At 43.4% G+C, this 26,408-nt stretch carries 23 protein-coding genes; 20 read left to right on the top strand and 3 right to left on the bottom strand.

Features of this window, described 5'->3' with window-relative positions:
* Positions 1-57 precede the first annotated feature (57 nt).
* Positions 58-1,584, top strand: a complete 1,527-nt coding sequence (locus AC58PQ_RS07100; RefSeq protein ID WP_497241243.1) for a L,D-transpeptidase — start codon at positions 58-60, stop codon at positions 1,582-1,584.
* Between the two features lie 186 nt (positions 1,585-1,770).
* On the opposite strand, the gene AC58PQ_RS07105 is transcribed toward AC58PQ_RS07100, so the two are convergent.
* Entirely contained in the window at positions 1,771-1,905 is a 135-nt protein-coding gene (locus tag AC58PQ_RS07105) for a hypothetical protein (RefSeq protein ID WP_497241244.1), read from the bottom strand.
* Between the two features lie 365 nt (positions 1,906-2,270).
* On the opposite strand from AC58PQ_RS07105, the gene AC58PQ_RS07110 reads away from it, so the two are divergent.
* From AC58PQ_RS07110 to AC58PQ_RS07145, 8 genes are all read left to right on the top strand, one after another.
* Entirely contained in the window at positions 2,271-3,623 is a 1,353-nt protein-coding gene (locus AC58PQ_RS07110) for an ABC transporter substrate-binding protein (RefSeq protein WP_497241245.1), read from the top strand.
* A gap of 88 nt (positions 3,624-3,711) precedes the next feature.
* Positions 3,712-4,617, top strand: a complete 906-nt coding sequence (locus tag AC58PQ_RS07115) for a carbohydrate ABC transporter permease (RefSeq protein ID WP_497241246.1) — start codon at positions 3,712-3,714, stop codon at positions 4,615-4,617.
* Positions 4,618-4,658: 41 nt separating this feature from the next.
* Positions 4,659-5,498 carry a carbohydrate ABC transporter permease gene (locus AC58PQ_RS07120; protein WP_497241247.1) on the top strand — a complete coding sequence of 280 codons (840 nt, stop codon included), beginning with the start codon at positions 4,659-4,661 and terminating at the stop codon, positions 5,496-5,498.
* A gap of 146 nt (positions 5,499-5,644) precedes the next feature.
* Positions 5,645-7,072, top strand: coding sequence for a PTS transporter subunit EIIC (locus AC58PQ_RS07125; RefSeq protein ID WP_497241307.1), 1,428 nt, complete (start codon positions 5,645-5,647; stop codon positions 7,070-7,072).
* A 32-nt stretch (positions 7,073-7,104) separates the two neighbouring features.
* Positions 7,105-7,938, top strand: a complete 834-nt coding sequence (locus tag AC58PQ_RS07130) for a PRD domain-containing protein (protein WP_497241248.1) — start codon at positions 7,105-7,107, stop codon at positions 7,936-7,938.
* 155 nt (positions 7,939-8,093) lie between these two features.
* Complete coding sequence (locus AC58PQ_RS07135; RefSeq protein WP_497241249.1) at positions 8,094-9,191, top strand: quinone-dependent dihydroorotate dehydrogenase; 1,098 nt, start codon at positions 8,094-8,096, stop codon at positions 9,189-9,191.
* A 26-nt stretch (positions 9,192-9,217) separates the two neighbouring features.
* Positions 9,218-10,015 carry a GTP diphosphokinase gene (yjbM, locus tag AC58PQ_RS07140; protein WP_497241250.1) on the top strand — a complete coding sequence of 266 codons (798 nt, stop codon included), beginning with the start codon at positions 9,218-9,220 and terminating at the stop codon, positions 10,013-10,015.
* Positions 10,016-10,018: 3 nt separating this feature from the next.
* Positions 10,019-10,438, top strand: coding sequence for a DUF309 domain-containing protein (locus tag AC58PQ_RS07145; protein WP_497241251.1), 420 nt, complete (start codon positions 10,019-10,021; stop codon positions 10,436-10,438).
* 58 nt (positions 10,439-10,496) lie between these two features.
* Here the strand turns inward: AC58PQ_RS07145 and AC58PQ_RS07150 are convergent, their stop codons facing one another.
* Entirely contained in the window at positions 10,497-11,012 is a 516-nt protein-coding gene (locus AC58PQ_RS07150) for a thioredoxin family protein (protein WP_497241252.1), read from the bottom strand.
* Between the two features lie 184 nt (positions 11,013-11,196).
* Here AC58PQ_RS07150 and AC58PQ_RS07155 point away from each other — a divergent pair, with 184 nt between their 5' ends.
* The 8 genes from AC58PQ_RS07155 (at position 11,197) to AC58PQ_RS07190 (ending at position 23,980) form a co-directional block, all read left to right on the top strand.
* Positions 11,197-12,726, top strand: a complete 1,530-nt coding sequence (locus AC58PQ_RS07155; RefSeq protein ID WP_497241253.1) for an RsmB/NOP family class I SAM-dependent RNA methyltransferase — start codon at positions 11,197-11,199, stop codon at positions 12,724-12,726.
* Between the two features lie 6 nt (positions 12,727-12,732).
* Entirely contained in the window at positions 12,733-13,479 is a 747-nt protein-coding gene (locus tag AC58PQ_RS07160) for a pseudouridine synthase (RefSeq protein ID WP_497241254.1), read from the top strand.
* A 235-nt stretch (positions 13,480-13,714) separates the two neighbouring features.
* Positions 13,715-14,929 (top strand): S-layer homology domain-containing protein, encoded by a 1,215-nt coding sequence (locus tag AC58PQ_RS07165; RefSeq protein WP_497241255.1) that lies wholly within the window; start codon positions 13,715-13,717, stop codon positions 14,927-14,929.
* A gap of 271 nt (positions 14,930-15,200) precedes the next feature.
* On the top strand, positions 15,201-19,847 hold the full coding sequence (locus AC58PQ_RS07170) for a hypothetical protein (protein ID WP_497241256.1): 4,647 nt from the start codon (positions 15,201-15,203) through the stop codon (positions 19,845-19,847).
* The gene (locus AC58PQ_RS07175; RefSeq protein ID WP_497241257.1) at positions 19,844-21,379 is read left to right on the top strand and encodes a PKD domain-containing protein; all 1,536 of its coding nucleotides are present in this window, start codon (positions 19,844-19,846) and stop codon (positions 21,377-21,379) included. Before AC58PQ_RS07170 ends, AC58PQ_RS07175 begins: the two co-directional genes overlap by 4 nt.
* A 111-nt stretch (positions 21,380-21,490) precedes the next feature.
* Complete coding sequence (locus AC58PQ_RS07180) at positions 21,491-22,291, top strand: Cof-type HAD-IIB family hydrolase (RefSeq protein WP_497241258.1); 801 nt, start codon at positions 21,491-21,493, stop codon at positions 22,289-22,291.
* Between the two features lie 138 nt (positions 22,292-22,429).
* Positions 22,430-22,582: a hypothetical protein gene (locus AC58PQ_RS07185; protein ID WP_497241259.1), complete on the top strand. Its 153-nt coding sequence runs from the start codon at positions 22,430-22,432 to the stop codon at positions 22,580-22,582.
* A 309-nt stretch (positions 22,583-22,891) separates the two neighbouring features.
* Complete coding sequence (locus AC58PQ_RS07190; RefSeq protein ID WP_497241260.1) at positions 22,892-23,980, top strand: hypothetical protein; 1,089 nt, start codon at positions 22,892-22,894, stop codon at positions 23,978-23,980.
* 66 nt (positions 23,981-24,046) lie between these two features.
* Here AC58PQ_RS07190 and AC58PQ_RS07195 read toward each other — a convergent pair whose 3' ends face one another.
* Positions 24,047-24,676 carry a nitroreductase family protein gene (locus AC58PQ_RS07195; RefSeq protein ID WP_497241261.1) on the bottom strand — a complete coding sequence of 210 codons (630 nt, stop codon included), beginning with the start codon at positions 24,674-24,676 and terminating at the stop codon, positions 24,047-24,049.
* 212 nt (positions 24,677-24,888) lie between these two features.
* Here AC58PQ_RS07195 and AC58PQ_RS07200 point away from each other — a divergent pair, with 212 nt between their 5' ends.
* The 3 genes from AC58PQ_RS07200 to AC58PQ_RS07210 all read left to right on the top strand — a co-directional run bounded on the left by AC58PQ_RS07200 (position 24,889) and on the right by AC58PQ_RS07210 (position 26,395).
* Complete coding sequence (locus AC58PQ_RS07200) at positions 24,889-25,170, top strand: hypothetical protein (protein WP_497241262.1); 282 nt, start codon at positions 24,889-24,891, stop codon at positions 25,168-25,170.
* 71 nt (positions 25,171-25,241) lie between these two features.
* Entirely contained in the window at positions 25,242-25,715 is a 474-nt protein-coding gene (queD, locus tag AC58PQ_RS07205; protein ID WP_497241263.1) for a 6-carboxytetrahydropterin synthase QueD, read from the top strand.
* Positions 25,715-26,395, top strand: coding sequence for a 7-carboxy-7-deazaguanine synthase QueE (locus tag AC58PQ_RS07210; RefSeq protein ID WP_497241264.1), 681 nt, complete (start codon positions 25,715-25,717; stop codon positions 26,393-26,395). Before queD ends, AC58PQ_RS07210 begins: the two co-directional genes overlap by 1 nt.
* The last annotated feature ends 13 nt before the right edge of the window (positions 26,396-26,408 follow it).

A 26,408-nucleotide genomic window follows, 5' to 3' on the forward strand; every position in this document is an offset into this window, starting at 1 on the left:
GCCTCAATTGCCGATAAAAACGGAGAGTAGTGCGAAGCGGATTGGGGGCATGAAACCTTGAAGTCGAATAATCGAAACGATCAATTGGAGCGATTCTTCCAACATAATCCGATCGAAGATCCTCAGTATCTCAAGAAATATGTCAAAGAGCATCCTGATCATAAAATGGCATGGTATTTGTTAGGCAGAGAATACACAGCGCAGGGCAAAGTGGGTAAGGCGGCGTATTGCTTTGCACAGGCTGGTGAAATATATGAGGCGTTCGAGCAGCAAAAAATAGGTTTGGATGGGCCTATGCCAACCAGCTTTGCGGCGTCTATTTTAAACAAAGAGGTTGTGCCTGTAGTACGTCAAACCAAATCGCGAGGTAGGCGGAAATGGCTGCCATACCTTGTCATGTTTGTTTTTCTGGCTATTCCCGCGGGAATGGATCTAGCGAAATCCGAAGTGATGGAGAGTGTGGTGGCAGAGCAACCAGTGGTCGAAGAGACAGCAGTAATCACAAGCATTCCAATCGACACTACTGGCGTAAAGCTGTATTTCTCCGATGGAGACTGGGGGAAGAAGTTACAACAGATTTTACAGCCTCCTGTAAGAGGAAAAGGTGAATCCGTTATTATGGATGCTCCTCCAAGTAAGGAGGGGCAATGGAAGGATTGGTATCGCTCGGTTCATCCGCTTCTTAGTGTGGAGCATACTGGAGCAAGTGGAAATGAGGCCGTACTGAAGTACTATCAGGCACAAATTTGCAACTGCCAAGTTGCTGATAGCTCCAAGTTGGTACCAGTCATAGCTGCTTGGGTGCATGAACGTGAAGAAGCAATTATTTTACAAAGTGCGATACAGGCTTATCAAACCAAAACAGGTGGATTACCGAAAAAGGCACAGGAATTGACGAAGCCTTATCCTGATAATCTGTTGCCAGGTCTTACATCGCAGATGAAAGCAGCCTTCCCAGAAGCTGTGAAAAGAATGGCCGAGTCTACAAAGGCGGTGCTTGCTCAGGAACCGAATCAGTCGGGGAGCACGAAAGAGAAGCAGCCATCGCTGCCGAAAGAAGAGAAGGCAATTGCCGCTAGTAACGATCAGCCTAAAGACTCTCCAGAGCCGTTTGTAGAGCCTCTCAGGATTATCATTGATACCGAACAGCACCAACTGGCTGTTGTAAGCGGTGAATTTATTCTAAGGCGTTATCCGGTTGGTTTGGGAGGAGAGAAGACGCCTACAGGTGACTTCGTTATCAGTGAAAAGGTGCGTAACCCGAATGGCAGATCCTATGGTGAGTTTGGCAGCCGCGGGATGACTTTGTCGAATACGCTTTATGCCATACATGGGACGAATAAGTCGGCAAGTATAGGCAAGGATGAGTCGCATGGCTGTGTTCGAATGCTGCAAGCGGATGTGGAGGAGTTATATAATATGGTCCCTCAACAAACGAAGGTGACGATTGGTAGAGGGGGGGTACCACCCTCAGGATCTGGAGAAGGAATTGGAGCAGGGGGCGGTAATCCTCAGCAAGCGATCGTCCTGCCCTTGGAGACGAAGGATGACAATCCTGGGAAGGTATATAGATGGTTGGATTAGAAAAAGGAGGGGCAAGTATGATACTTGTTCCCTCCTTTTCACATGTTTTCTTGCAATCAGGTGGGTATGTAAGTTGCTGACTAGACGGTTGTAGCCCTGTTTAGAAAACTACAAGTTTTCTTCTTGACAAGAAATGAGAAAGCGATTACAATTCGAATCGTGAAGTTTTCAATCACTTTAACGAAATCATTTGTCCAAAATGAGCAGTAAGGTCATTAAGATGATAAAAACTAACACAATTGATCCTGTCCAGTAAATAGCTTTCATGTTCACTTCGTTTTTCTGTTTGCGAGAAGCGGCTACTGGTTTACGTTTGGCCATTAGAATCACCTTTTCCATTAGGATTAATCGAGATGATTCTATCATATCATAAGTAAGCAGATTCAACGAATAAGAAAAATGAGCGATTTGAAAAAGAAGTATTGACGTTCATGTCATTTTATTGTAAGATTTAATCACACGGATTACCTAAATCAATTGAATATGTCAGTTTTAATAACATGTTACCGTAAGGGCATTAGTTATTAGAAGAAATGCAAGTCTTCTTCTATAACTATGCCCTTTTTATTTTGCCAATTTTGAATTATGAAAGGGGTTGGTAGAGCAAACTAATGGCAGGTTTAACTTCGGGTTCTCGTTTCACCAATAAATAACTAGATGAATTAAAAAAGGGAGAAGATGATCACATGAACATGAAAAAATGGTCAACGATGGGCTTAGCGGCATCAATGGTACTCGTAGCAGCAGGTTGTGGAAAAGCAACACCAACTGAAACAACAAAACCAGCTGCATCTGCAACTCCAGCGGCTTCAGCAGCTCCAACTGCAGCAGCAACAGTAAAAAAACTATCTGGTGATTTTGAAATTCAATACTTTGTTGGCGGATATGGCGACAAATGGTGGAAAAAAGTAATCGCTGACTTCCAAGCAGCAAACCCTGATTTGAAAATTAAAGAAAGTGCGGGACCAAAAATCAACGAGCAAATGAAACCCCGTTGGATCGCTGGTAACCCACCTGATTTCGTATACATCGATGGACCTGAGTTGTTCGACCGTCAAATGGTTACAGATGGACAACTGGAAGATCTGACTGACTGGATCAAGGATGCTAAAAACGTAGATGGCGAGAAAATCATTGATTTGCTTGCACAGAAACCACAAGAGTTCGACGGTAAAACGTACAACATTCCTTTCGTAATGAGCTCATGGGGTATTTTCTATGATAAAGCCTTGTTTAAAGAAAAAGGCTGGGCTGAGCCGAAAGACTTCGAAGAGTTCTTGGCTGTAAGTGAAAAAATCAAAGGTGCTGGAATCAATCCTTTCATCCATACTGGTAAATATCCTTACTATATCAACGGTGGCGTATTGCTTCCAGCGATCGTTTCTGCTAACAACAATGACTACAAATTGCTGCAAGATATGTCCACAAACAATCTTGAAGCTTGGAAAAACCCAGCAATCCTCAAAGGTTTGAACAAAATCGTTCAAATGCGCGATAAAGGCTACATAGACAAAGCATCCGTTCAGATCAATCACACGGATTCCCAATCCTTGTTCCTACAACACAAAGACGCGTTCATCCCGAACGGTTTATGGTTACCAAACGAGATGGCGAAAGACGTTCCAGGCGGCTTTGACTTCGGATTCATTCCATCCATCACGCAAGATAAAGGTGGAAAAGTTGTAGCTAACACGTCCACAGCTACTTTTGGTATCGCGAAAAAAGCGAAAAACAAAGATGCTGCAAAAGCATTTATGCAATTCGTATTCTCCAAAACACAAGCTTCCCAATGGGCTGAGCTAAGTGGAGCTCCTTCCAATGTAAAAGGTGACATTTCTTCCTCCAAAGCTCCTAACTTCGTTAAGGATGCTGCGAAATTCTTGTCTTCCGCTGACACAGTAGTTGTACCAACCGTTTCCTTCGCGGCAGACGTTGATAAAGCTATGCAAGATGCGACAGTTGCTTTGACAATCGGAACAATTACACCTGAACAATGGGTGACTCGTGTAACTGATGTTGTTGCAAAACAAAAGAAATAGGAACTGAATGAAGCAGTGCGGAGAACAACAAAGGCAAAGCTGCCTAAGGCGTTCTCCGCCATTTTAATGACAGGACGGTGACGATAGAATGAAGACCAACTCGAAAAAACTGAAACGGAATTTATTCATCGCTTCATTCATCATTCCGACTTTTATATTTTTCTGCGTATTTACGATTTACCCCGTTATACAGGCCTTACAGAAGTCGTTTTATGATTGGTCAGGAATGTCTGAAAACAGCGAGTTTATTGGGTTCGACAATTTCGTTGAACTGTTCAAAGATCCGATTGTCCTTAGAGCAATTGGGAATGACTACTTTCTAGTCGTAGGTAAAGTTATTGGGATTATGATTCTTGCGACTTTCTTCGCCGTAGGATTAACGAGATTTAATTTGAAGGGTTCTGGCTTTTTCCGAGCTATCTTCTTTATCCCGAATGTCATTTCAGTCGTTGTTATCGGTGTGCTTTGGAATTTCATTTACAATCCGCAAATCGGTTTCTTGAATGCATTCCTGTCTCTTTTTACTGAAAAGAAAGTTGATATTACTTGGTTAGGTTTTCCACACCATACGATCTGGATGCTTCTACCCCCAACAATTTGGGCAGGTATCGGCTTCTACATGATCCTCATGATTGCTGCAATCGTGAATATTCCTGCTTCCTATTATGAGGCAGCTAATATAGACGGGGCGGGTCAAGGGTCGCAATTCCGACATATCACCTTGCCGCTCATCTGGGAGCAGATTAAGGTTTCCATTATTAACATCGTTATTACTACGCTCAACGGATCATTCGTTATTGTTCAGTTAATGACCAATGGCGGACAGCCAGATAATACGACGCAAGTTATGGGTTCTTATCTGTATCGGATGGCTTTTCAACAGTATCATTTCGGTTATGGAGCGGCCATTGGTGTCATGATTCTCATAGTGTCACTCATTACGACACTTATCTTGCAACGCATCATGCGCCAAGAAACAATCGAAATGCACTAAAGTCATCATAGACAAAGATACTGAGGGAGGGAAACCATCGTATGGCTATCAAAAGTCCATTAGCTAAAATGTTAGTTTGGATCATTCTGATTATATGGAGTGTTGCAGTGCTCTATCCACTCGTGTGGACATTGCTCGATGCACTCAAAGATAACGAACAATTCTTCTTAAATGCCCCGTGGGCATTGCCTAAATTCCCGTTACTATGGTCGAATTTCTCCTATGTGTGGAGTAAATACAATTTCAGTACATACTTCCTAAACTCGATTGTAGTTACAATAGGAAGTACGCTGCTGGGGATGATTCTTGCCGCGATGACCGCATATATTCTGGCGAGATATGATTTTAAAGGGAATAAAATTCTCTTAACCATCTACATCTCCTCGATGATGATTCCGTTCGCGCTTGCCTTAATCCCATTATTCTTCTTATTGAACGATCTGCATTTAATCAATACGTGGTTGGGGTTAATTCTCGTCTATGCGGCGCTTAACTTGCCTTTCGGGATTTTCTTACTCGTAGGGTTCTATAAATCATTACCTAAAGAAATTGAAGAGGCTGCGATTATTGATGGAACTTCTCACTATGGCACGTTTTTCCGAGTGATGTTACCATTGTCACAGCCAGGTCTTATCACGGTTATGATTACGAACATGCTGAATAACTGGAATGAATACTTCCTAGGGGTAGTTCTAACGAACGAGCCTTCCAAGTACACGCTTCCAATTGGTTTGGCTGTTATGCAAGCTGAGATGCAATATCGTGTAGAATGGGGTCCGTTGTTCGCAGGATTGCTGATCACTACATTACCGACTTTGATCGTATATATGATATATCAACGCCAAATTGCAAGTGGGATTACGGCAGGAGCTGTGAAATAACTGTATATGGCAATGCATAGAAAAAACACCTTTACCTAGAGGAATTTATCCTTTCGGGAGGGTGTTCTTTCTACTATAATGGGGATAGGTAAAAGCAAACAAGAAACGGCCAAACTTGTGGGCTAAAGGTGAATCAGATGAGTATAATGTATGCATTTCAGAAGATGGGGCGATCTTTGATGATCCCTATTGCGGTGCTGCCGGCAGCATCCATTCTTCTTCGAATTGGTAAAATGTCTTTTAATGATCCGTTCCTGGTTCATATGGCTCAGATTTTTGAGCTTGGCGGTAGTGCAATCTTTGATAACTTGCCACTCATATTCGCCATTGGGATAGCGATTGGTCTCACTTCAGGAGATGGTATTGCCGCATTAGCGGCGGCCGTTGGATATTTGGTTTTTGACAATGTACTTAAACATTTTCAAGCCAGTTCAGGTGGATCAGAACCGCTGGATACTGGCGTACTTGGAGGCATGCTGGTTGGGATGCTTTCGGCCACATTCTTCAATCGATATCAACATATTCGTTTGCCAAAGGCACTTGGATTTTTCGGTGGAAAACGATTTGTTCCACTTATTACGTCACTTGTGATGGTTTTCATCGGGGTATTGATCGGGCTAATCTGGCCTCCTGTACAGCGAGGAATTAGCGAAATCGGGTTATGGATTGTCGACAACGGCAATATTGGGGTTTTCATTTACGGCATTATGAATCGACTACTCATACCGACAGGTCTTCATCATGTCATTAATAATATCGCCTGGTTTCAAATTGGTGATTTCGTATCACCTGCAGGCAAAGTTGTTCACGGAGATATCTCACGCTTTTTCGCTGGAGACCCTACTGCAGGGATGTTTATGACTGGTTTCTATCCAGTCATCATGTTCGGACTACCGGCTGCTGCTCTTGCTGTAGTGCGAAGCACATCATCAACCACACGGAAATTTGTAGCCCCTGTGATGTTAACCGCAGCGCTGACAAGTTTTCTAACGGGCATTACAGAACCGATAGAATTTGCGTTTATGTTTGTCGCCCCTGTCCTTTATGTGATTCATGCTGTGTTAACTGGCTTCTCGATGCTCATCATGAATATCCTTCAGGTCAAAATGGGATTTGGTTTTTCAGCTGGATTTATCGATTTCGTACTGAACTGGCATTTGGCGACGAATCCATATTGGATACTTCTCATTGGTGCAGGGTACTTTTGTCTTTATTATATTACTTTTCGCGCGTATCTCCATTTCTTCCCACTGAAAGTATCGACGAAGGACGAAGTTGATCAACAGGACACAGTAGACATGGTGATGAATAACAAAACGAAAGTAGAAGATCGTCCATCAAGTATTCTTAAGTATATTGGCGGAGCTTCTAATATTATATCCATTGATGCTTGTATTACACGACTGCGTTTGCTTGTGAAAGAAGAGATCCTCGTCAAAGATGGAGAACTGAAGGAACTTGGTGCTATGGGTGTTATCCGACTAGGAAAAGGCAATGTTCATGTTGTCTTCGGTACAGAGTCGGAACAGATTCGTGAAAGCATTAAACCTTTGCTGGGTACAAGTGAGAAATAATCAGGACAAACCTAAGAACGCGGAGGTGTCTTATGATTGAACGGACGATCATACATGTTCTATCCCATAACGTCGTGATGGCGCATTTGAGTTCAGGGAAAAATTCCATCGCATTTGGTAAGGGAATTGGTTTCAAGAAAACAGCGGGCATGATGATTGATGAAGTTGAAATTACACAAGAATTTCTCTTACATACCTCGGAAGTATTGAAGAACTACGAACAAATTCTAAATGCCGTAGATGTGAAAATTATCGGGATCACTGAGGAAGTTATTGCCTACGCACAAAGCATGCTAGAAGGTGATTTCTCGGAAACGATCCATGCATCGCTCGTAGATCATATTAACTTTGCTGTTGAGCGGCAGAAACGCGGGATTTTCATTACGAACCCATTTGCCTATGAAATTGGTTACATGTACCCCGAGGAATATAAGGTAGCTAAGAAATCCGTCGAATTCCTGAATGAACATCTGGATGTGAAATTACCTGAGGATGAGGTTGCCTTCTTGACGATGCATTTCAACAGTGCACGTAAGAAAGAGCAAGCATCCGATTCCCTTGCGATGGTAAGAGTGGTGTCTCAAACGATCGAATCGGCGAAGGAGCTTGGGTTTAATTTCGATGATTCTTTCTCAACACTTCGTTTTATCAGCCATCTAAAAGGTGTAATTGAACGGGTGAAGCAAAAGAAAACACTTCAAAACTCACTCCTTTCCAAAATTAAAGAAGAGTACGGCGATACGTATGTGAAAGCAAAGGTTTTATCGTTAATGCTAAGTGATTCCTTACAGTTAGAAGTTCCTGACGATGAGACTGGATACTTGACGATGCATCTGGAGCGCTTGCTGCAACGCACCGAAGTGTAGGAGAAATAAATAAGCTTAGAGCATTCCCTTGCAACCTTCGTGGAGCAGGGATTTTTTGTGTGAATACGAGGTTTAAGACCTCGAGTGGATTGCATATTTCTACATTGTCAGCTAAACTGACTGTTAGAGTACTTAGAGAACGGAGTGCATAGGACATGCTGTATAAAAAGTTAGCCAAGCCCGTTTTATTCCGAATGGATCCGGAAAAAGCGCATCATTTGACGATCGACGGCCTTAGTGTTGTAGGGAATTTACCAGGTGGGAAGCAGTTACTTAAATCCATGTATGGGGTGTCAGATTCACCTCAACTAACGCAGGAATTATGGGGATTACACTTTGGTAATCCAGTGGGTCTTGCTGCAGGGCTAGATAAAAATGCGAAAGCGGTAAAAGGTTTTTCGCAATTGGGTTTTGGTTTCATGGAAGTGGGTACGATTACGCCTAAACCACAGGCAGGTAATGAGTTACCACGTTTGTTCCGTCTTCCGGAGGACAAAGCGCTCATAAACCGTATGGGATTTAACAATGTAGGTACAGCTGAGATGGCACAGAACTTAGAAAAAACAGGTAAACGTACGATTCCAGTAGCCGTAAACATAGGGAAAAATAAATCAACGCCAAACGAACAGGCTGAGGAAGATTATCGGGCTTGTATTGGTGCGTTATATACATATGGTGATTTCTTTGTTGTAAACATAAGCTCACCAAATACACCTGATTTGCGTAATTTACAACATGGTGATGATTTGAAACGCTTGTTGTCTACTGTACGTGATGAGATGCAAGTGCAGCATAAACAGCATGGCGGTGCCGCGAAGCCAGTGCTTGTCAAAATTGCGCCAGATCTATCTGATGAGGAGCTAGTTCTTACTGTGCAGATCATTAAGGATAGCGGTATATCGGGGATCATCGCAACGAATACCACACTAAGCAGAGAAGGCTTACGTAATGCCAATCGCGAACAAGCGGGTGGTCTGAGTGGTGTGCCGTTAACGGGGCGCTCAACGGATGTCATTCGACGTGTGTACCAATTAACAGAAGGCAAGCTGCCGATTATTGGGGCGGGAGGAATTTTCACTGCGCAGGATGCGTATGAGAAAATCCGTGCTGGAGCAAGCCTAGTTGAGGTATATACAGCATTAATTTACGAGGGGCCAGGTCTGTTAGGCCGCATAAATAAAGGTCTTCACGAATTATTAAAGAGAGATGGCTTCACACATATTTCCCAGGCAATAGGCGTGGATTCGCACTAACTTCATTCAGAATGGAGGATACATGGATGGATGGACGAGACTGGAAGAAGTTTCTACTGCCCTATGAGCAAGCGGTAGAAGAGTTGAAAGTAAAGTTCAAGACATTACGTGGCGAGCTCAAAAGTCGTGAAGAGTACGCACCGATTGAATTTGTAACGGGACGTGTCAAGAAAATTTCAAGCGTTCTGGAGAAAGCGAAGCGTTTGAGCGTTCCAATGGATCAATTAGAGTCAGGCATTGAAGATATAGCAGGCATTCGCATTATGTGCCAATTTGTAGAGGATACGGAGAGTCTGGCTGAGCTCATCCGCAGCAGACAAGATATGAGTGTTGTCTATGAAAAAGATTATATTACAAATAAAAAGCCGAGCGGATATCGAAGCTTTCATATTATTATTGAATACCCAGTACAGACCGCACTCGGTATGAAGAAAATCTTAGCAGAAGTGCAGATTCGGACGCTGGCTATGAATTTCTGGGCGACGATTGAGCATTCTTTGAATTATAAATATAAAGAGAAATTACCTGTTGAGGTTCGGGCACGATTAAGTAAAGCGGCAGAAGCGGCTTATCTTTTGGATCAGGAAATGTCGAGTATTCGCGGCGAAATTATGGCCTCCCAACGGATGTTTGAAGATAACTCTAACCTGATCAACCGTGTTCTGAGCAACATACAAGAGTTATATTTCTATCATCGCGTACGAGAAGCTGCTCAATTTCAATTAAGATTCAATGAAATTTGGGAAACAGAAGAAGGGCTTAGTGATTTATCTGCCGACATTGAGGCTGCTATTGCGAGAGCTAAAAAAGGAGATAATAGCTAATCTATGAACGAATATGACCGATTGTATGTCGCTTTTCTGTACTATTTTAACGATCAGCGGGATTATTTCGAATGTCATGAAGTGATGGAGGAGCTTTGGCTGGAGGAAGGCCGAAATCCGTTATATCAAGGTCTGCTGCAAATTGCAGTAGGCCTTTATCATCATTCGAATGGAAATGCGAGCGGTTCAATTAAACTGTTTAGTGCGGGGTTGGAGAAGCTGGCTCCACATCCGAATCATGTACTAGGTATAGATTTAGGGGTATTACGGAAGGACAGCGAAGCATATCTCGGAAAGCTGATGAGATTGAAGGAGGAACCGTTTCATCCTTACGATTTGGATATTGTGATTCTAGATCAAGAGCTTGAGGATCTTCTGGAAGAGCTGAGGTTGGATCCACCGCAGAGTGTAGAGCATGATTGATAGGATAAAGGACTTCTCACCAGATGGTGAAGAAGTCCTTTTGTAGGTTAAACTATGACTATTTATTGGTCATATTCTTTTGGAAAAAAGCTTTGAATACTTCGGGCGTATTGCCGCCAGTTGAACCTGCTTCTGGAATGCCGCCTTCAATACGGTCAGCTTCTACACCATTTTTATAGTAAACAATGGTTGGTGTAGAGTTGATTTTGTAGTTATTCCAACCGTCTTTGAACTCTTCCAAATTAAATTGCTTCACGTCGAGTCCAAGTTCTTTTTGAATAGGAACTAGAACTGGTGTTGTTACTTTGCAATGTGGACAAGTGGAAGCGTAATAATATTGGAAGAACGTCTCTTTGTTCTTCAATCTTTCATCCAAAGCTTTTGGTAAAATCCAGTTCTGATAGTTCGGGTCACTTAACTGCTTTACAGTCTCAGGATTTAGTTTGGATGCGGCAACACCATATGGATTACCTGCATTCGCTTTATCCGAAGATTTGGTAGATTGCTGATTAACGAAGTATAACCCACCGAATAAAATGACTACAATGCCTAAATAAATAAGCAACTTCTTCATGAATGCACCTCTTTATAATGTCTACTTTCTACTATCTTCTATGAAAAGTATAGCATATCCTGTCCAAATTCGGAAAAATATTGGCTGTTTCGTGACAAGTCAGCTATAATACCGTTAACCGTAACAAGGAAATAACAAACTGTCTGATTATAGTGGATTTTATATAGAAAGCGAAGATGTCGAAATGGCGAAGCAGTTACCTCCTCTTTTTAGAGAGAAAATGATTGATTTACTTGGTGAAGAAGAATTTGAGATCTTTCTTGCATCCTATGATGAACCGCGAGTGTTTGGATTAAGGGTAAATACAGGGAAGGTGAAGCGAGATGATTTTTTGGAGAAAAGTCCATTTCATCTGACGGCTGTTCCGTGGGCATCTGATGGTTTTTATTATGAAGAAGGTGAACGTCCAGGTAAGCACCCCTATTATCATGCAGGGCTTTATTATATCCAAGAGCCAAGTGCGATGGCACCTGTGGAGCTGCTTGAGGTTAAACCTGGGGAACGGGTTCTTGATTTATGCGCAGCACCTGGCGGGAAATCGACGCAAATAGCCGCGAAGCTGAAAGGTGAAGGCGTGCTAGTCGTAAACGATATCCATTCAGATCGGGTTAAAGCTTTGGTTAAAAATCTGGAGTTGCTCGGTGTGCGAAATGCCGTTGTTTTGAACGAGAAGCCAGAACGCATGTTGAGCGTATTCGAGGGTTATTTTGATAAAATATTAATTGATGCGCCTTGCTCGGGTGAAGGGATGTTCCGCAAAGAAGAAGATATGATGGGGCAGTGGGAGCGTCACTCTGTGCAGGAATTCGCTGTGATGCAGCGAGAATTGTTGGGACAAGCCGCGGTTATGTTAGCACCGGGAGGCAGAATCGTGTACTCGACGTGTACGTTCTCGCCGGAGGAAAACGAGGCACAGATTGCTGAGTTTCTGGACAAACATCCAGCGTTTGAAGTCGTGCCTATTGAGGGATTCAGTCCTGGGCGACCGGATTGGTTGCGCGAGCCGTGGTGTGAGGCGGATGCCTACAGTTCAAGGGCTAAGGCTTCTGTGGCGGGGACTGCGAGGTTGTGGCCGCATCGGTTGCGTGGTGAGGGGCATTTTTTGGCGGTTTTGGGGTTGGGAGTTGGTGGGGCGGGTGCGAGTGTGAGTGCAAGTTCGGGTGCAAGTGCTGGGGCTGCTGACTTTGTGTCGGCAGCGGGGAAGCGTAGCGGCCGTCAGGCGCTACGCGGGAAGAGCCGTGCTGAGGCACCGCCTAGCACGGGGGTGAGCTTGGAGCCGCTAGAGGCGTTCTCCGGTGAGCTGCTTCGCAGCGAGCCTTTCGCCCTGAGGCGGCTTGTCTGTTACGGCGAGCACGCGTATGCGTCGCCGGCGGGCTTGCCCGAGCTGCACGGACTGAAAGTCGTGCGGCCAGGCTGGTACATCGGCGCGCTGCACCGCGGCCGATTTGAACCGTCCCATGCGCTAGCCATGGGACTGCGTTTGCGCGAAGCCAAGCGAGCGCTGAGCTTGGCTTCGAGCGACGAGCGAGCCCTTCGGTACCTGAAGGGCGAGACGCTCGAAGTCGCGGAGAGCGAGATTCTCCGCGATCTGGAAGAGACCAAAGCAGCCAAAGGCTACTGCCTGGTCTGCATTGACGACCATCCCGTCGGCTGGGGCAAGTGGCTCGACGGGATGCTGAAGAACGAATATCCGCCCGGCTGGAGGTGGACCTAAACGGTCATGAAACAAACACAACGACTCGATAAAATACTCGCCCATGTGGGCGTTGGCACTCGCTCTGAACTTAAGCGCCTTGCCAAAGAAGGCGCCATTTACGTCAACGGTGTGAAAGTCAAAGATAGCGGAATGCAAGCTAACCCAGATACCGACAACATTACGGTTAACGGGGAAGTCGTCACTTACCGTGAGTTTGTTTATCTCATGATGAACAAACCGCAGGGTGTTGTATCGGCGACCGAAGATAATCGGGACCGTACGGTTGTTGATCTTTTGGACGAAGCGTATGATCCGTTCGAAGTGTTCCCTGTAGGCCGATTGGATAAGGACACAGAGGGCTTCCTTTTGCTAACCAATGACGGCAAACTGGCCCACAACCTGCTCTCACCGCGCAAACACGTTCCGAAAACCTACTTTGCCAAAGTAGAGTGGGCGGTTACAGAAGCGGATCGCGAAGCCTTTAGTCAAGGTGTAACCTTGGATGATGGCTACGAGACATTGCCTGGTATATTGAAGATTTTAAAAACAGGAAATGAAGCCGAGGGAATCCCTTCCGAAATTGAACTAACGATTATGGAAGGTAAATTCCATCAGGTGAAACGAATGTTTCAAGCCGTAGGCAAGCAAGTTGTCTTTCTGAAACGAATTTCAATGGGACCGCTGGCGCTTGATCCTGAACTGGCTTTGGGTCAAGTTAGAGAATTGAGCGTGGATGAGCTCTCTGCTTTACGAAATGCCAACGAGAATTAAAATTAACTATACAAATACACTAGAATATGGTATTTTCTTGTTAAGATATTTTTTGTGCGGAAGAACCGCCCAGGTATTGCTCTGTGTGAGCAATGGTTGGGTGGTTTTTGCTGTTTATAGTGAAAAAAGGTAGACATTTACAAATATGAAATGAGATACTACCAATAATTGGATTGGGAGTTTGGAGGTAAACAGGCTTTCTAAAAATAAACTTGATAGAAAAGAGGCATAAATTATGAAAAAAAAGTTACTTGTTTTAGTTTACACATTAACATTTGCTACCTCGACAGGCTGCAATGCTGTTGAAACGTCGGCGGCAGGTAGTTCTAATAATGTTGTTTCTGTTCAGTTTAAGGATATTGCGGAACATTGGGCCAAAAGCTCTGTCGAAACTGCAATTAAAAAAGGTTATGTTGATGGGTATGAAGACCTGACGTTTAAACCGGAGATCAGTGTAAGTCGTGCAGAGTTTATTAAAATGGCTGTAACTGCCCTAAACTTGCCAGTTACAGGCGAAACTACTGGTTCAAAATGGTATATCCCTTTTGCTACAGCCGCTGCAACTCTTGGTATCTACAAAGGGGCTGATTTTAGCTTGGACGATATGACTCAGCCGATGACAAGAATGGAAATGGCTAGGGTTGCTTTACGTTCAGCCAACAAAGATTATCAAGATCCAGAGGCCATTACGAATGATCCATCTATTATGTACAATGCGACTAAATTAGGATTGATTCAAGGTCTTTCTGGTGGGAGACTAGGGGAAGAAGAGGTAACCACTAGAGCGCAATCAGTTACGATTATTGAGCGAATTTTAAGTGTTAAAAGCGGAGAAAAATTAGAAGTAGATCAGGTAGCTGTTAGTAATGCAGATTTGGTTTTAAAGAAAACGAATATTTTCACCTTGATGCCTGAGTTTTTTGGGGGCGAACAATTTGGTGGAGCTAATTGGAGTGTTCCCAATATGACCCTTGAAACTCCTGATGGCCTTTGGAAAGGTAGTATTGATCAAATTGTTGGAATTGATTTGGCTAATCCAAATGATCCCAATCAGTATTTATTAGGTGATCTTAGTAAAATCCGCTGGTTTGATCTTATGTCCCTAGAGGATTCACCTTATGTAAAAGATGGTTACATGGATAGCTATGTTATTTATTTTAAAGGTCACATTGATTACAACAAGAATACTGAGATATACAGTGATCAAGCAAAAATGCCTTACTATTCTCTTTCTGGATTCAAAGGGACTGGGCAAGAAATGCTATCACATAAGCTAACAAATGTTGCTAATTTATTTGTAAATAAATTGGGTGATATACCAGCCTATATCATCTCTAAAAAAGATGTGAAAAAGGGTGCTTATGTTTCCTTAACAATTAATGCACCAGCACGTCCTCCCCATAATGTATATCCACAAACTATTGTAACAGTTCAAACGCTGTCCCAATAATTTGACAGTTAACTAACGTGGAGGTTCTTATGTGGAATACTAAACGAAAAATAGGCGTGTTATTAATAATACTATTAATACTGCAAATATTACCAATTCAATATTTGGATTTTAGTTGGATGACTGTTCGAGCTAGCGGAGAAACAACCATTAACTTAACTTATCCTGGATCGGTAGCTGGGTACCAAGTTGTCTATAACAGTTCTCCAAGCGCGACTACTGACACTATATCGGTAACAGCAAATAGTGGAAAAAAATATCGAATATTACAGTGTTTCGTGATGGAGCACCTATTGAGACTATTTCCGCAGCTGTTGGTTTATCAAGTTGGAGTGGAAAGTTAACTTATTCAGGAATTTCCAGATCAGTAATTTCTGCTGATAATGATTCCTTACAAGGGTACTATGCTTGGTTTAGGTATATTCCCGGTGGCTCACAGGGGGTCAATTGGTACGCAGATCTTCCGAGCGGTAGAATTGATTGTGGATCTGCACCAACAGAGTCAATCAATGGTTATGATATGCCTAAATACCCGGGATGCTCAGATCCAGTTAATTTGTCCTTATCAGCAGCAAGAAATAAGAGCTATACCGCGGTTGATTCACCTGGATTAGTTATACCATCAACGGTTGTTAATGAAGCGAAGATAGTTCCTACAGCTTCTGTAAACATTGGGGTAAGTATTCCTGGACCTGCTGGCGTTAGTGATGGTGTAAGCGATGCTACAACTCTTACAGGAACGATTGATGCTCATGCGGATAGTTATACGGTAAATTACACACAAAATTTCAATCATGCTAGCCCTTATTATAAAGAGATTGGAAATCCAGCAAATGGTGCAAAGTTAATGGTGTATTACGCAGCATTTAAAGTGGACTTAGAATCTGAAACCTATAAGTATCCTGATCACATCGAGATTACATACTCAGGTGGACCAACACCAAGCCCTACCCCGACTCCTGCTCCTGTCTCAATCACTGGAGATTTTCAAATAACACCCCCAACAATAAACTATCGGGACAGCTTTAAATTTCAGCCCTTACCTTTTACAATACCTAACGGATGTACGTACATTGATCACTACTACAAAATTGAGCGTGGAGGCAGTTTTGTCTATACGCCCAAAGTATACAGTCAAACGCAAGAAACTTCTTATTCACATAGCACCTATCCATCTATCATCGCAGTAGGCTCTCATAACATCTCATTAATGATAGAAGCATCCTGCGGTTCTTCCGGATTTATTGCAACAAAGTCTTTAACCGTTAATGGTCCTGCAATAAACAGCCCGCCAGATTTTAAGATAGGTTGGGTAAAACCATCGAACAGAAAGCTGCCACTCCAAACTGTAGTTGTCGGTGATACCTTGGACTTAGTGTATATTGACGACCCATCAGTACCAACACCGAGTGATCCCGATGGTGATCTTATTTATTGGGATGATTTTAATTTCAGTAACTCAGACGCATGGACCCAAACAGTTCCAAGCAAAAATGGTGTGAGCCATTACACTGATGGATACCATAATATACTTATGGACACGCCGGGATTGCACAGGGTAGAGGCTTCCATGCATGACCAATGGGGTGCCTCAACGACGCGCTCAGCTACAATTGAAGTAGTGCCTCCCAATCCTGTCCCCGTTTGCACAGCCCCCACCGATCTCAAAGAAAACAGAACAATTTCAGCAGGTGCCATAAACGCAACATCTAGCTATAGTCCTCTAGGACGTACGATCGATCATTCTAAAGATGTATGGTCGAACCTAAAGACAAGCTATGTCAATGCTAGTGGTTCAGACATTGTGATAACCGTAACACTCGTAAGCGTTACTGATTCAGCAGGTTTAAGTTCGCTTGCAGGCTCCGATTGCCACATTACCGTTCACCCCGATAAGCCCCCTATTGCGAAGCTTGGCGTTCCTGCATTCAGTGTACGTGGTGCTTCGACGCACATTCAAAATCAATCCTATTCGTTAGATGGCGACACGATTTCTTCAGCTTCATACAAATATAAGTATGATGCACAAAACGATGGGTTCTCCAATGATTCTTGGCAAGTTCTTAGCGGTAATGTATCAGGGGCAGATATTAGCCCAACAAAGGTAGGCAAGTATCTATTTTTTGTAAATAGCTGTGAAGATTTTGGTCGTTGCGGAGACAACAGTGCTCAAACTACAACTGAAATAACACTCGATGTGGTGAACAAGGATGGGCCTGTAGTTAATTTCAATATCGCAGGAGAAAACAACCAACCATCTGTAATACCTGCAATAAAGTATACTGCCGGCGAAATCCTGACGAACTGGAATCTTTTTCAGACCAATACGAACTTAGCTATCGGTAAGGGCGTCGGATGGACGGCAGGTACTTCCAATCAGTTAGTCGCAGGTTTAGGTAGAAATACTCAGACCCTTGATTATTATAACTTTAACTACGAACAATACAGTTCAACGCAGTACCGGCAATTTATACCTCCAGCACAAGATTTTGGTTTAGGCCCGAATGGACAATCACCCTATCGATCTTTTGCTAGTTTTGGTTCAATTAACACACAACCCTTGTTGGTGCCAAATCAAACAGACAGCACAATTTGGGAGCCAGTATCATGGCAACAAGGTCCTCCCGTGTTCAAGACAACCGCTGATCATATTTATTTCGCCACAGGGAACTCACCAAATTATACCCTCTACAGCATGAACAAAAATAAAATTGGTCGTTACTACGGCGGAGCTTATTGTCCTCCAGGCTGTTTCTTTCCAAGTTATGAGCACAAGTATTTAGATGGTTCACCGTATGATTTTATATTAAATACAACCCGCCTTTCTGCTGGAAATCTTGGACCATTACCGACTTACCAAACTGCTTTATTTGAAAGTTATTATTATTACACAAAAAAGGATTTCACTCATGCGTATAATGTTAGAACCAGTACATATTCACAACCTAAAATGCTAGGGTTTCAGGTTACTGGAAATACGATATATGTAAAAATAAGATACTCTAGTGATTATAGTTACTACGCTAGTGGAGATATACATAACACGGGCTCTTATTTGGTTGAAATACGAACATTCGATGCCACTACGGGTCAATTTTTAAGCAGTACAGCATTAAATAATTACGCGCCTTTTGACTATACCGTGGGTGGTCAGTCATATATTGATTCTTCTGAGATGACTGCACAGAGCGTATTTCCACCTCAAAGTATTGGTGATGACTTAGTGGTTGTTGTAGGCCAAACCTATAATCTCACAGTTCTTCAAATTAATCGTCAAGGGCAAATTGTAAAGTCAGTGCTTCTAGATAGTACACCATGGACTGATCCAGCAATAAGCCCAGTATCAACATGTAAGGACAATTTACAAAAAAGTTTTAGAGGGGCAGATGGTGAATTTTATTTTATTTCGCAACAACGATGTACTTATACTACTAGTGGAACCACATATAACGTTGCTTCTGGAGCTGCTATCATAAAACTTAATTCAGATCTCTCATTTGCTTGGAAAACTAAGCTTAAAGGAAGTCAGACAACATATGTTGGTTCTTACACTTATGCAGTTGGAGATCATGCTGATGCAATAAATTTAATGGTGGACAACCCTAAAAGGAATCAAATCCTCGTTCGAAGTTATTCTATGGTTTTCATGGGACATCAGGCCTTTTACGAGGCTATTGACAAGACGACTGGATTGGCATCCGATAGTGACAACATCAATTGGACCAATGTTACACAGCCAACAATTAATTGGGATGGTAGTTACAGAACTGGCGTGCAAACTATTGAAGGTTACAGCACCGTTGGTAACACAGTTAAAAATGCAGCAGGAACAACAATTGGGACCATCAATGGATTAGGTGGAACACTTACAATTAGTGGTCTTTACGCTGCATCTACGAATACCATTTTCGCCACAGAATACGTTGGTGACGGAATGCTTATGGCATTAGTATCATCTCAATTTGGAGGTTACGATCAACACAATTTCGTGCCATGGTTAGCCATTGGAACGCCAAGTACTACTCCAACAGTAGGTTTTCCAACGAAATTGGGACAATTCGTATCCAATTTCTCTGCGTCAGACATTGAATTGCAATTTACGCTTAATATGGCTAAAGCCAATGCAAATTCAAATAAAGCAGGTTTTTCATTCCGGATGCAGGATCCCAAAAACCGATATGCAGCTGAAACAAATGGATCCGTTGTCTATTTGACTAAGTACGTCAATGGCGTACCAACAGTCCTGGCAAGTGCTAACTCCCCTTTTCTAGATAACACAGATTACACATTTACCGTTTTGATGCTTGGTAATAAAATCGATCTTATACTCAATGGAGTGCCGTATCTCAGTGTGCAAGATAGTACCTGGTTAAGTGGTACAATAGGCCCTTTTACCGAGAAATCTAATGCTACTTTCTCCAATATGACGAAGAAACCAATTATACCGCCTCAAACAGCGTGGTACACAGGTTTTGCTATTTGGGAAAACGGATCTGCTTCAGCTACAGTCAAATACGATAATATCTCGTACACAGATTCTGAGAATGACCCTGCGAGCGGCACGTATCAATGGTCGTATAAGCACACGGCTAAATTCCTTAATAACCAGGGCATGTCGATACTTGATGGACAAGCGTACAGCGGCTCACAAACATCTTTTGATAAGGTTGGTGTCTATGATATCACGTTATCTGCCAAGGATGATCCGAATCCAGCATTCCTTTATCCAAGTGTCTTATTCGACATGTATCGAAAATTGTCCAATACGTTCCATTCTTCCATTGTGGTTCATAGAAGACCCCTTATTCCTACTTTTTCAAGTACGATCAAGGTGATGGTACTGTTATCTTTGCTGATGATGCCTATGATCCCGATCGGTATAATCCATCGACGCATGCTTGTACGGCGCCTGATGTGACTGGTATTGATTATTGCGCCACTCATGGCGTGTTATCCAGACAATATTCTTATGTGGATCCCAATGGAAACTTCTCGCAAGGAAAACCCTCGCGGCCTTCGTTAGCAGGAACCTATACCGTATATTTACAAGTCGTTGATGAGTACGGGGCTCTTAGTCATCCTGTTTCAACCACATTTACAACAGCAACGATTGTTGCTCCAGCACTTCCGCCAGTAGCCACGTTAACTTTTCCAAATGGGACTCAAGTTGCCCCTTCATTGGTTGGAACACATCCAACGATTACTTGGAATCAATCTGATCCTAATGGCTACAACCTAACCGGGTTTGAAGTAAGGATTTTAGATGTCAACGGTGCGCCAGTAACGGCAAGCGGAACTATCAGTCAAAATAAATCTAATGGCTCACAGAGTTGGAATGTGCCCATGACGCTAATGCTTGGTGCTAAATACCAAGTTCAGGTGCGCGTAGAAGATGTCTATAACTGGTCAACATGGTCGAATATCGGTTGGATGCAAGTGAATAGTCCACCTGTAGCTGCGATAACGGTTCCTAATGGAACGCAAGAGGCGCCAACTCATTGGAATACGCTGAGACCTACCTTGCAATGGAGTCAGACGGACCCTGATCCAGGTACAACTTTTCAATATTTTCAAATTCAAATTACCAATGAAGCCAATAATGTCATGATTTTAGACTCAGGTCAGTATTGGCAAGGAAACGCTTCGAATATTGGAAGTTGGACGGTCAATCAAGATCTGCCAACCGGGCAAAAGCTGCGTGTCCGAGTAAGGGTTTTTGACGGAAACATGTGGTCAGATTATTCACCTCAAACGTGGATGTATATCAATCGAGCGCCGATTGTTGATTTTGATTGGAGTCCTAAACCTGTATGGGAAGGAGATGAGGTGCAGAGCACCAATACTTCGATCGATCCTGATGGCGATTCGCTTTCTTATGAATGGACCATCGAAGGGCCAGAAGGGGTTACCAAGTCTTATACATCCCTAAATTTCACTCAAATGTTCGTTGATCCAGGTACATATAAAGTGACGCTAACCGCATCGGATGGGTCACTCTCTACAACGGCAGTCAAAATGATTGCAGCCTTTCCACTAACTATACATTCGGAAGTGACATATACGGATCAGTGGTTGATTTTACATAATCAGCAAGGTCACCAAACACAAACAAATCCCAAACAATTTTATTCAGGGGAGATATTTGTTGTGAAAAGTCAGAGTGCATTAGCTTCGGTTGAGGAAGTGACTGCTTGGTTAGATACGATTAGCGTAGACGGTCATTCCCTTTTTGTATCCCAGAAGCTTGTACCTGATACGGTGGATAGTACCCTTTTTAGCGGCGAGTTATTCGATAGCAAGTTCCAGTCATTTAACGAAGGGATACCGCGAGGTGTACATACGATTCATTTTCAAATTCGATATCGCAATGGCGTTGTGAAAAAAGAAGATATCCCCATCGAAATCATTGGGAATGTTCAACAATCTGTCGGTGTTCATCGGGTTCAATAAAGAGGGACGGTTATCTTCGGATAACTGTCTTTTTCTTGTAAAACCGGTGAACTACACTTACGCCTATGGTACAATTAGTCGATAAAAAGCGAACGAGGGAGAGAGAATACCTTGAACTATCGATTAATCGCACTGGATGTTGACGGAACACTTCTCAATGATGATCACGAATTATCGGATCAAACGATTGAAACAATTCAAGAGGTTCATGATCAAGGTTGTCATATTGTGCTGTGTACCGGGAGAGCACCCGCGAGTACGTTACCTATTCTGGAGCAGTTAGGCTTGGAAGGGACGATGATCACACACAATGGAGCCGTGACTGTTCATGCAGATGAGCGAGGACAGTCGTTGGTGAACGAGTTTTCTTTCGAGATTAGGGAGATTGAAGCGATGTTGGAGTACGCTCGCCGCGAAGGGATTCACTTCGATGTTTGTACGGCTTTCAATATGTATATCGAACGTGTCGGCGAGTATGAGAAGATGATGTACAAAAAGTTTCTCATCAATCCTAAACTTGTGACTTCAGTCTCAGAGCTTGGCGTGCCGATCGTCAAATTCACACTTTTTGCTCAACCAGAGGTGTTGGATCGTGTTCAGTTGGAATGGGAAGAGCAGAAGCTCTACGGAAATTTACGGATGATTCGCAGTGGTGATTTATTCATTGATGTGATGAGTCCGCAGGCCAATAAGGGGAATGCCTTAAAGGCATTGGCTGCATCTTTAGAGGTTGAATCCCAAGAGATTATGGCGATAGGTAACTACTATAATGATCTGGAAATGATGGCTTTTGCCGGGTTAGGGATCGCAGTTGAAAATTCACCGAATGATGTGAAAGAGGCCGCAGACGCTGTGACTTCTTCCAATAATAGTGAAGGTGTACATGAGGCTATTCGTAAGTACTGTTTATAGTAAATATTCAGATAAAACACCTCGGTTTTTCTGCAACAAGCGGAGGCGAGTATTAAGCAATCGCTGACGAGCTTACCGAATTACCGCGGCAGTGTTAGTGCCGATTATCACATCGGAGAGTGGAAAGCGGCAGCTGCGTTGGGCGAATTAGCCATGCGCTCTGGGAAGCTGGCCAGAGCTAAACAAATCTTCTCGCAGTTTAAGGGAAAGCAAGGCACAACCGAAACCATCACGGCAAAGCTCAACGCGATTGAAATGGAACGGCAATGGCTAAACCAACCCGAGAAGTAATACAAAAATAAAGACGATCTCCATGCCTCAATGGGCCGGAGATCGTCTTTTTGCTATCACATCACATATTAGATAACGAATGCGCTAGTTATGATAACAAGAAGGATAAAAAGAACTAAAACCGCAGCTGCTGAGTTACCTACAACTCCTGACATAGACATTCCCTCCTTTCGTGGTGAGTGTTATAAGATAAGATATGTAAGCGGGGGCACAAGTGTATAGACGTTTATCCTGATTAATCATATTTTGGTCGATAATGGGCATGATACAGAAGAATGACATAAGATCTGTAGAGGAGGCGAGTAAGTCGTGGCCGATATTATGCTAAGACCCGACCTGAAAACAGCAGGCGGCGAAGTCTGCGATATTATGTACAATGGGGAGTTTGTCGGTACGTTAACGCTAGTCTACAGGGAATCGGATCGTCTCAAAGGCGCGATTCATCTGGAGCAGCAATCCATTACGATTGTGAATAAGCAAGCGGTCTATGATTTTGCTCAGTCCTATATTCAAGATGTGATTGATGCACTTGGAATCGCCGAGTGCGAGGTTACCGTCAGTTATAGTGATTATGATTTTGTGATTGTGACGGAGCATGCGGTTCAGCCGTCCACATTTCAGGAGGATTTTATAGGAAGCGTAGACCTCCTTCATGATGATGAGCTGGACTATTCATGGTTAAGGGAAGATATCAGCTTGGATGATCGCGATTCGGAACTGCTTTCAGAGCAGTTGGAAATGCTGGAGGAACGCAAGCAAAAACAGGGGTATGAGCTCGTTATAGTTAACGAAAATAGGAGCCGTGTGGAGTACCATGTGTATGATAAAGATGCTGATTTGATCGCTGAAGCTATCTTACACATGTATGGATCAGAGGTAATAGGAGACATTACTTGGAAATTTGATCCTTTTGATGACGAGATGGACATTGTTACTGAACTCATGGTGGCAGACTTCAACGAAGAACAAACGGACTCGTTCGTGTTCCATATGATCTATCATGGCGAGACGGTCGATACGGTGGAATTAACGCATATCGATATGTTGGATTTGGTTGAAGACATTCAAACTGATGACGATGATATGTGGATACCGACGAGTGATGACTATTCCATTGTTTTGGTCAGAGATGATTTGGATACGTTATCTTACGAGATTTATCAACAATCCTACGGCAGCTTGCCGCTCGGAACCGCGACGGTGGATATCAGCTCGCGGCAGCTGACAGGGTTTATTGATTTCCGTGAGCCTGGGGATTCCGATGATCGGGAATTAATTGCGACATTGCTGCTGGATGAGCTAGATAAGGAGAAGGAATACGAAACCTTCAATTTGTCCATGCTCTATCGGAATAAGTTGATCGACGAAATCATGTTCGAAACCGAACAATTTCACTAATTAAAGCGCAGAAAAAAAGGCATGATCTCTCATCCTAACATGAGAGTCATGCCTTTCATGCATTTATTAGAAAGAGTTGGAAACGGTGATTTGATCTAAAGAAAAGCGACCAGATCCACGTGCTGGCGTAGCTGCTACACCAACAGCAATCAACATAACAGGTACATAACGTGCTGGAACATTGAACGCTTCTACGAATTTACCAGCATCGTAGCCACCCATAGGGCATGTGTCATAGCCTAGTGTTTTCGCTGCAAGCATCAAGTTCATTGCGGCCAAGGAAGCGTTACGAATCGCTTCATCACGAGCAACTTGCGGATATTGGTACGCGCCTTCGATTTGTGCAACAAGCGTATCCATCACAGCTTGTGGAAGGAAGCCGCCAGCCACCGCGGGACCGAAAACGGCTTGCGCATTTTTGTTCGCTTCAAGATCGCCTAGCACGGCGATAACAACGGAGCTTTCAACGACTTGCTTTTGACCGTAAGCGATTGGAAGCAGTTTTTCTTTTTGTGCTTGGTCGTCGATAACTAGAAGCTTCCAATGTTGAAGATTCCATGCAGATGGTGCCAAAGTAGCAGAAGTTAAGATTTGCTCAAGATCAGCTTGTGGCATCGTATGCCCAGCTTGGTACTGCTTCACGGAATGGCGTTCCTCAATTACTTTCAATACTTCATTTTGTACTTGTGTGCTCATTACGGATCCCTCCAAGGATTATAATTAGTTCTTTCTATTGTTGTTCATCCATCGAAAAGCATGTGTGTAAGTCATTGGTAATCGATCGATGAACTGTAAATTATTTTGTAACAATTTACTGTAATCATAAATGTTATAGTTATGAATGTCAAGAGAGTCTTTCCCGTTGTCGTAAAATGTTGGATAATGGAAAAAGAAAGGGGTTGTTCCTCTTGAAATTAACGCAAAAAGAGTTGAATCACCTTGTTTTTTTAAGCGAGGTCGTATTAACAGGTAAAAAGAAGAGTCTCATGGACGAAACCCTGCAATGCTTACTTTATATTGTGAAATCCCTTGAAGAAGTGGAACTTCCTGATTCTGTTGTTGGGCAGATTGAGCGATTAACTGCTTTAATTGAAGCTGACTTGCGTGACGAGAATGACCGCATGCAAGAGATCCGCGGCCATCTAGACTGGATGCAAAAGAAGGAGCGAAATTCTTCCATGCCGTCTTAGTAAGGTGACAAACTGTCTATTTATGATATAATGTAGAGTACTGTTTTTTTTGAATAGATGAGGTGATAATAATGAGCTATGAAATCCCAAGAAATGTGCAAGAGTTGGGGCGAGACATCCAAGAGAACCAATTGAAATATCACCATAAATCCGTTTTGATTTCCAAAGAATTTACGTTTGACAGTGCGCATCATCTGCATTGTTATGAGGGAAAATGTAAAAGTCTACATGGCCATACGTATAAACTGCAAGTGATTATGCGGGGGAAAGTGGATAGCCGAGGGATCGCGATTGATTTTGGAGATATCAAACGAATTACGAAAGAACGTGTGATTGATCGCTTGGATCACCGTTATTTGAACGACGTGTTGCCGCCGATGAATACGACGGCTGAGAATATGGTGGTTTGGATTTATGAAGAAATTCACCAAGCCCTGCTTGATGAGAAGCTGTATCCTGCGATTACTTTGGACGAGATTCGCCTATGGGAAACGCCGACTAGCTATGCAGCCATCACGCGCTCGATGATGGAGGATGATCTGTAATGAGAGATATCCGCATTCCCATGGTCGAGATCTTCGAGACGGTTGAAGGGGAGGGAACCCGTGCCGGGTTCCCGACGATCTTCGTCCGTCTTTTTGGTTGCAACCTGCGCTGTACGTGGTGTGACACCACATACAGCTACCCGCCGGCGGAAGCCGAGAACGTCATGACCCTTGCTGAAATTATCAGCAAGGTCCAGACGTTCCGCTCCCGGCATATTTGCCTGACAGGCGGCGAGCCGCTCCTGTATGGCGACAAATCGCTCGCGCTGATCGAGGCGCTCGCCGAGCTGACGCAGGTCGATGACCTGCATATCGAGACGAACGGTGCGATTGATCTCGCACCGTTCGTAGCCAAAGTCACATCACCGAAGGTGCGCTATGTGATGGATTTCAAGCTGCCGGATTCGGGAGAAATGGATCAGATGATCTACAGCAATTTCGAGCTGCTGCGCGAGCAAGATGAGCTGAAGTTCGTGATCGGAAGCGATCTCGACTTCCGTACCGCGGTCAGCATACTGCAGAAGTATCCGACCAAGGCGCTGCCGATGTTCAGCCCTGTGTGGGAGACGATGCCGCCGCGCAAGCTGGTTGACCTGATGCTGGCCGAGGGGCTATCGAAAGTGAAGTTGAATATGCAATTGCATAAGATTATTTGGGACCCAGCTATGCGAGGCGTCTAGCCTTCAGGCATTG

This window comes from Paenibacillus sp. J22P143, assembly GCF_059692035.1.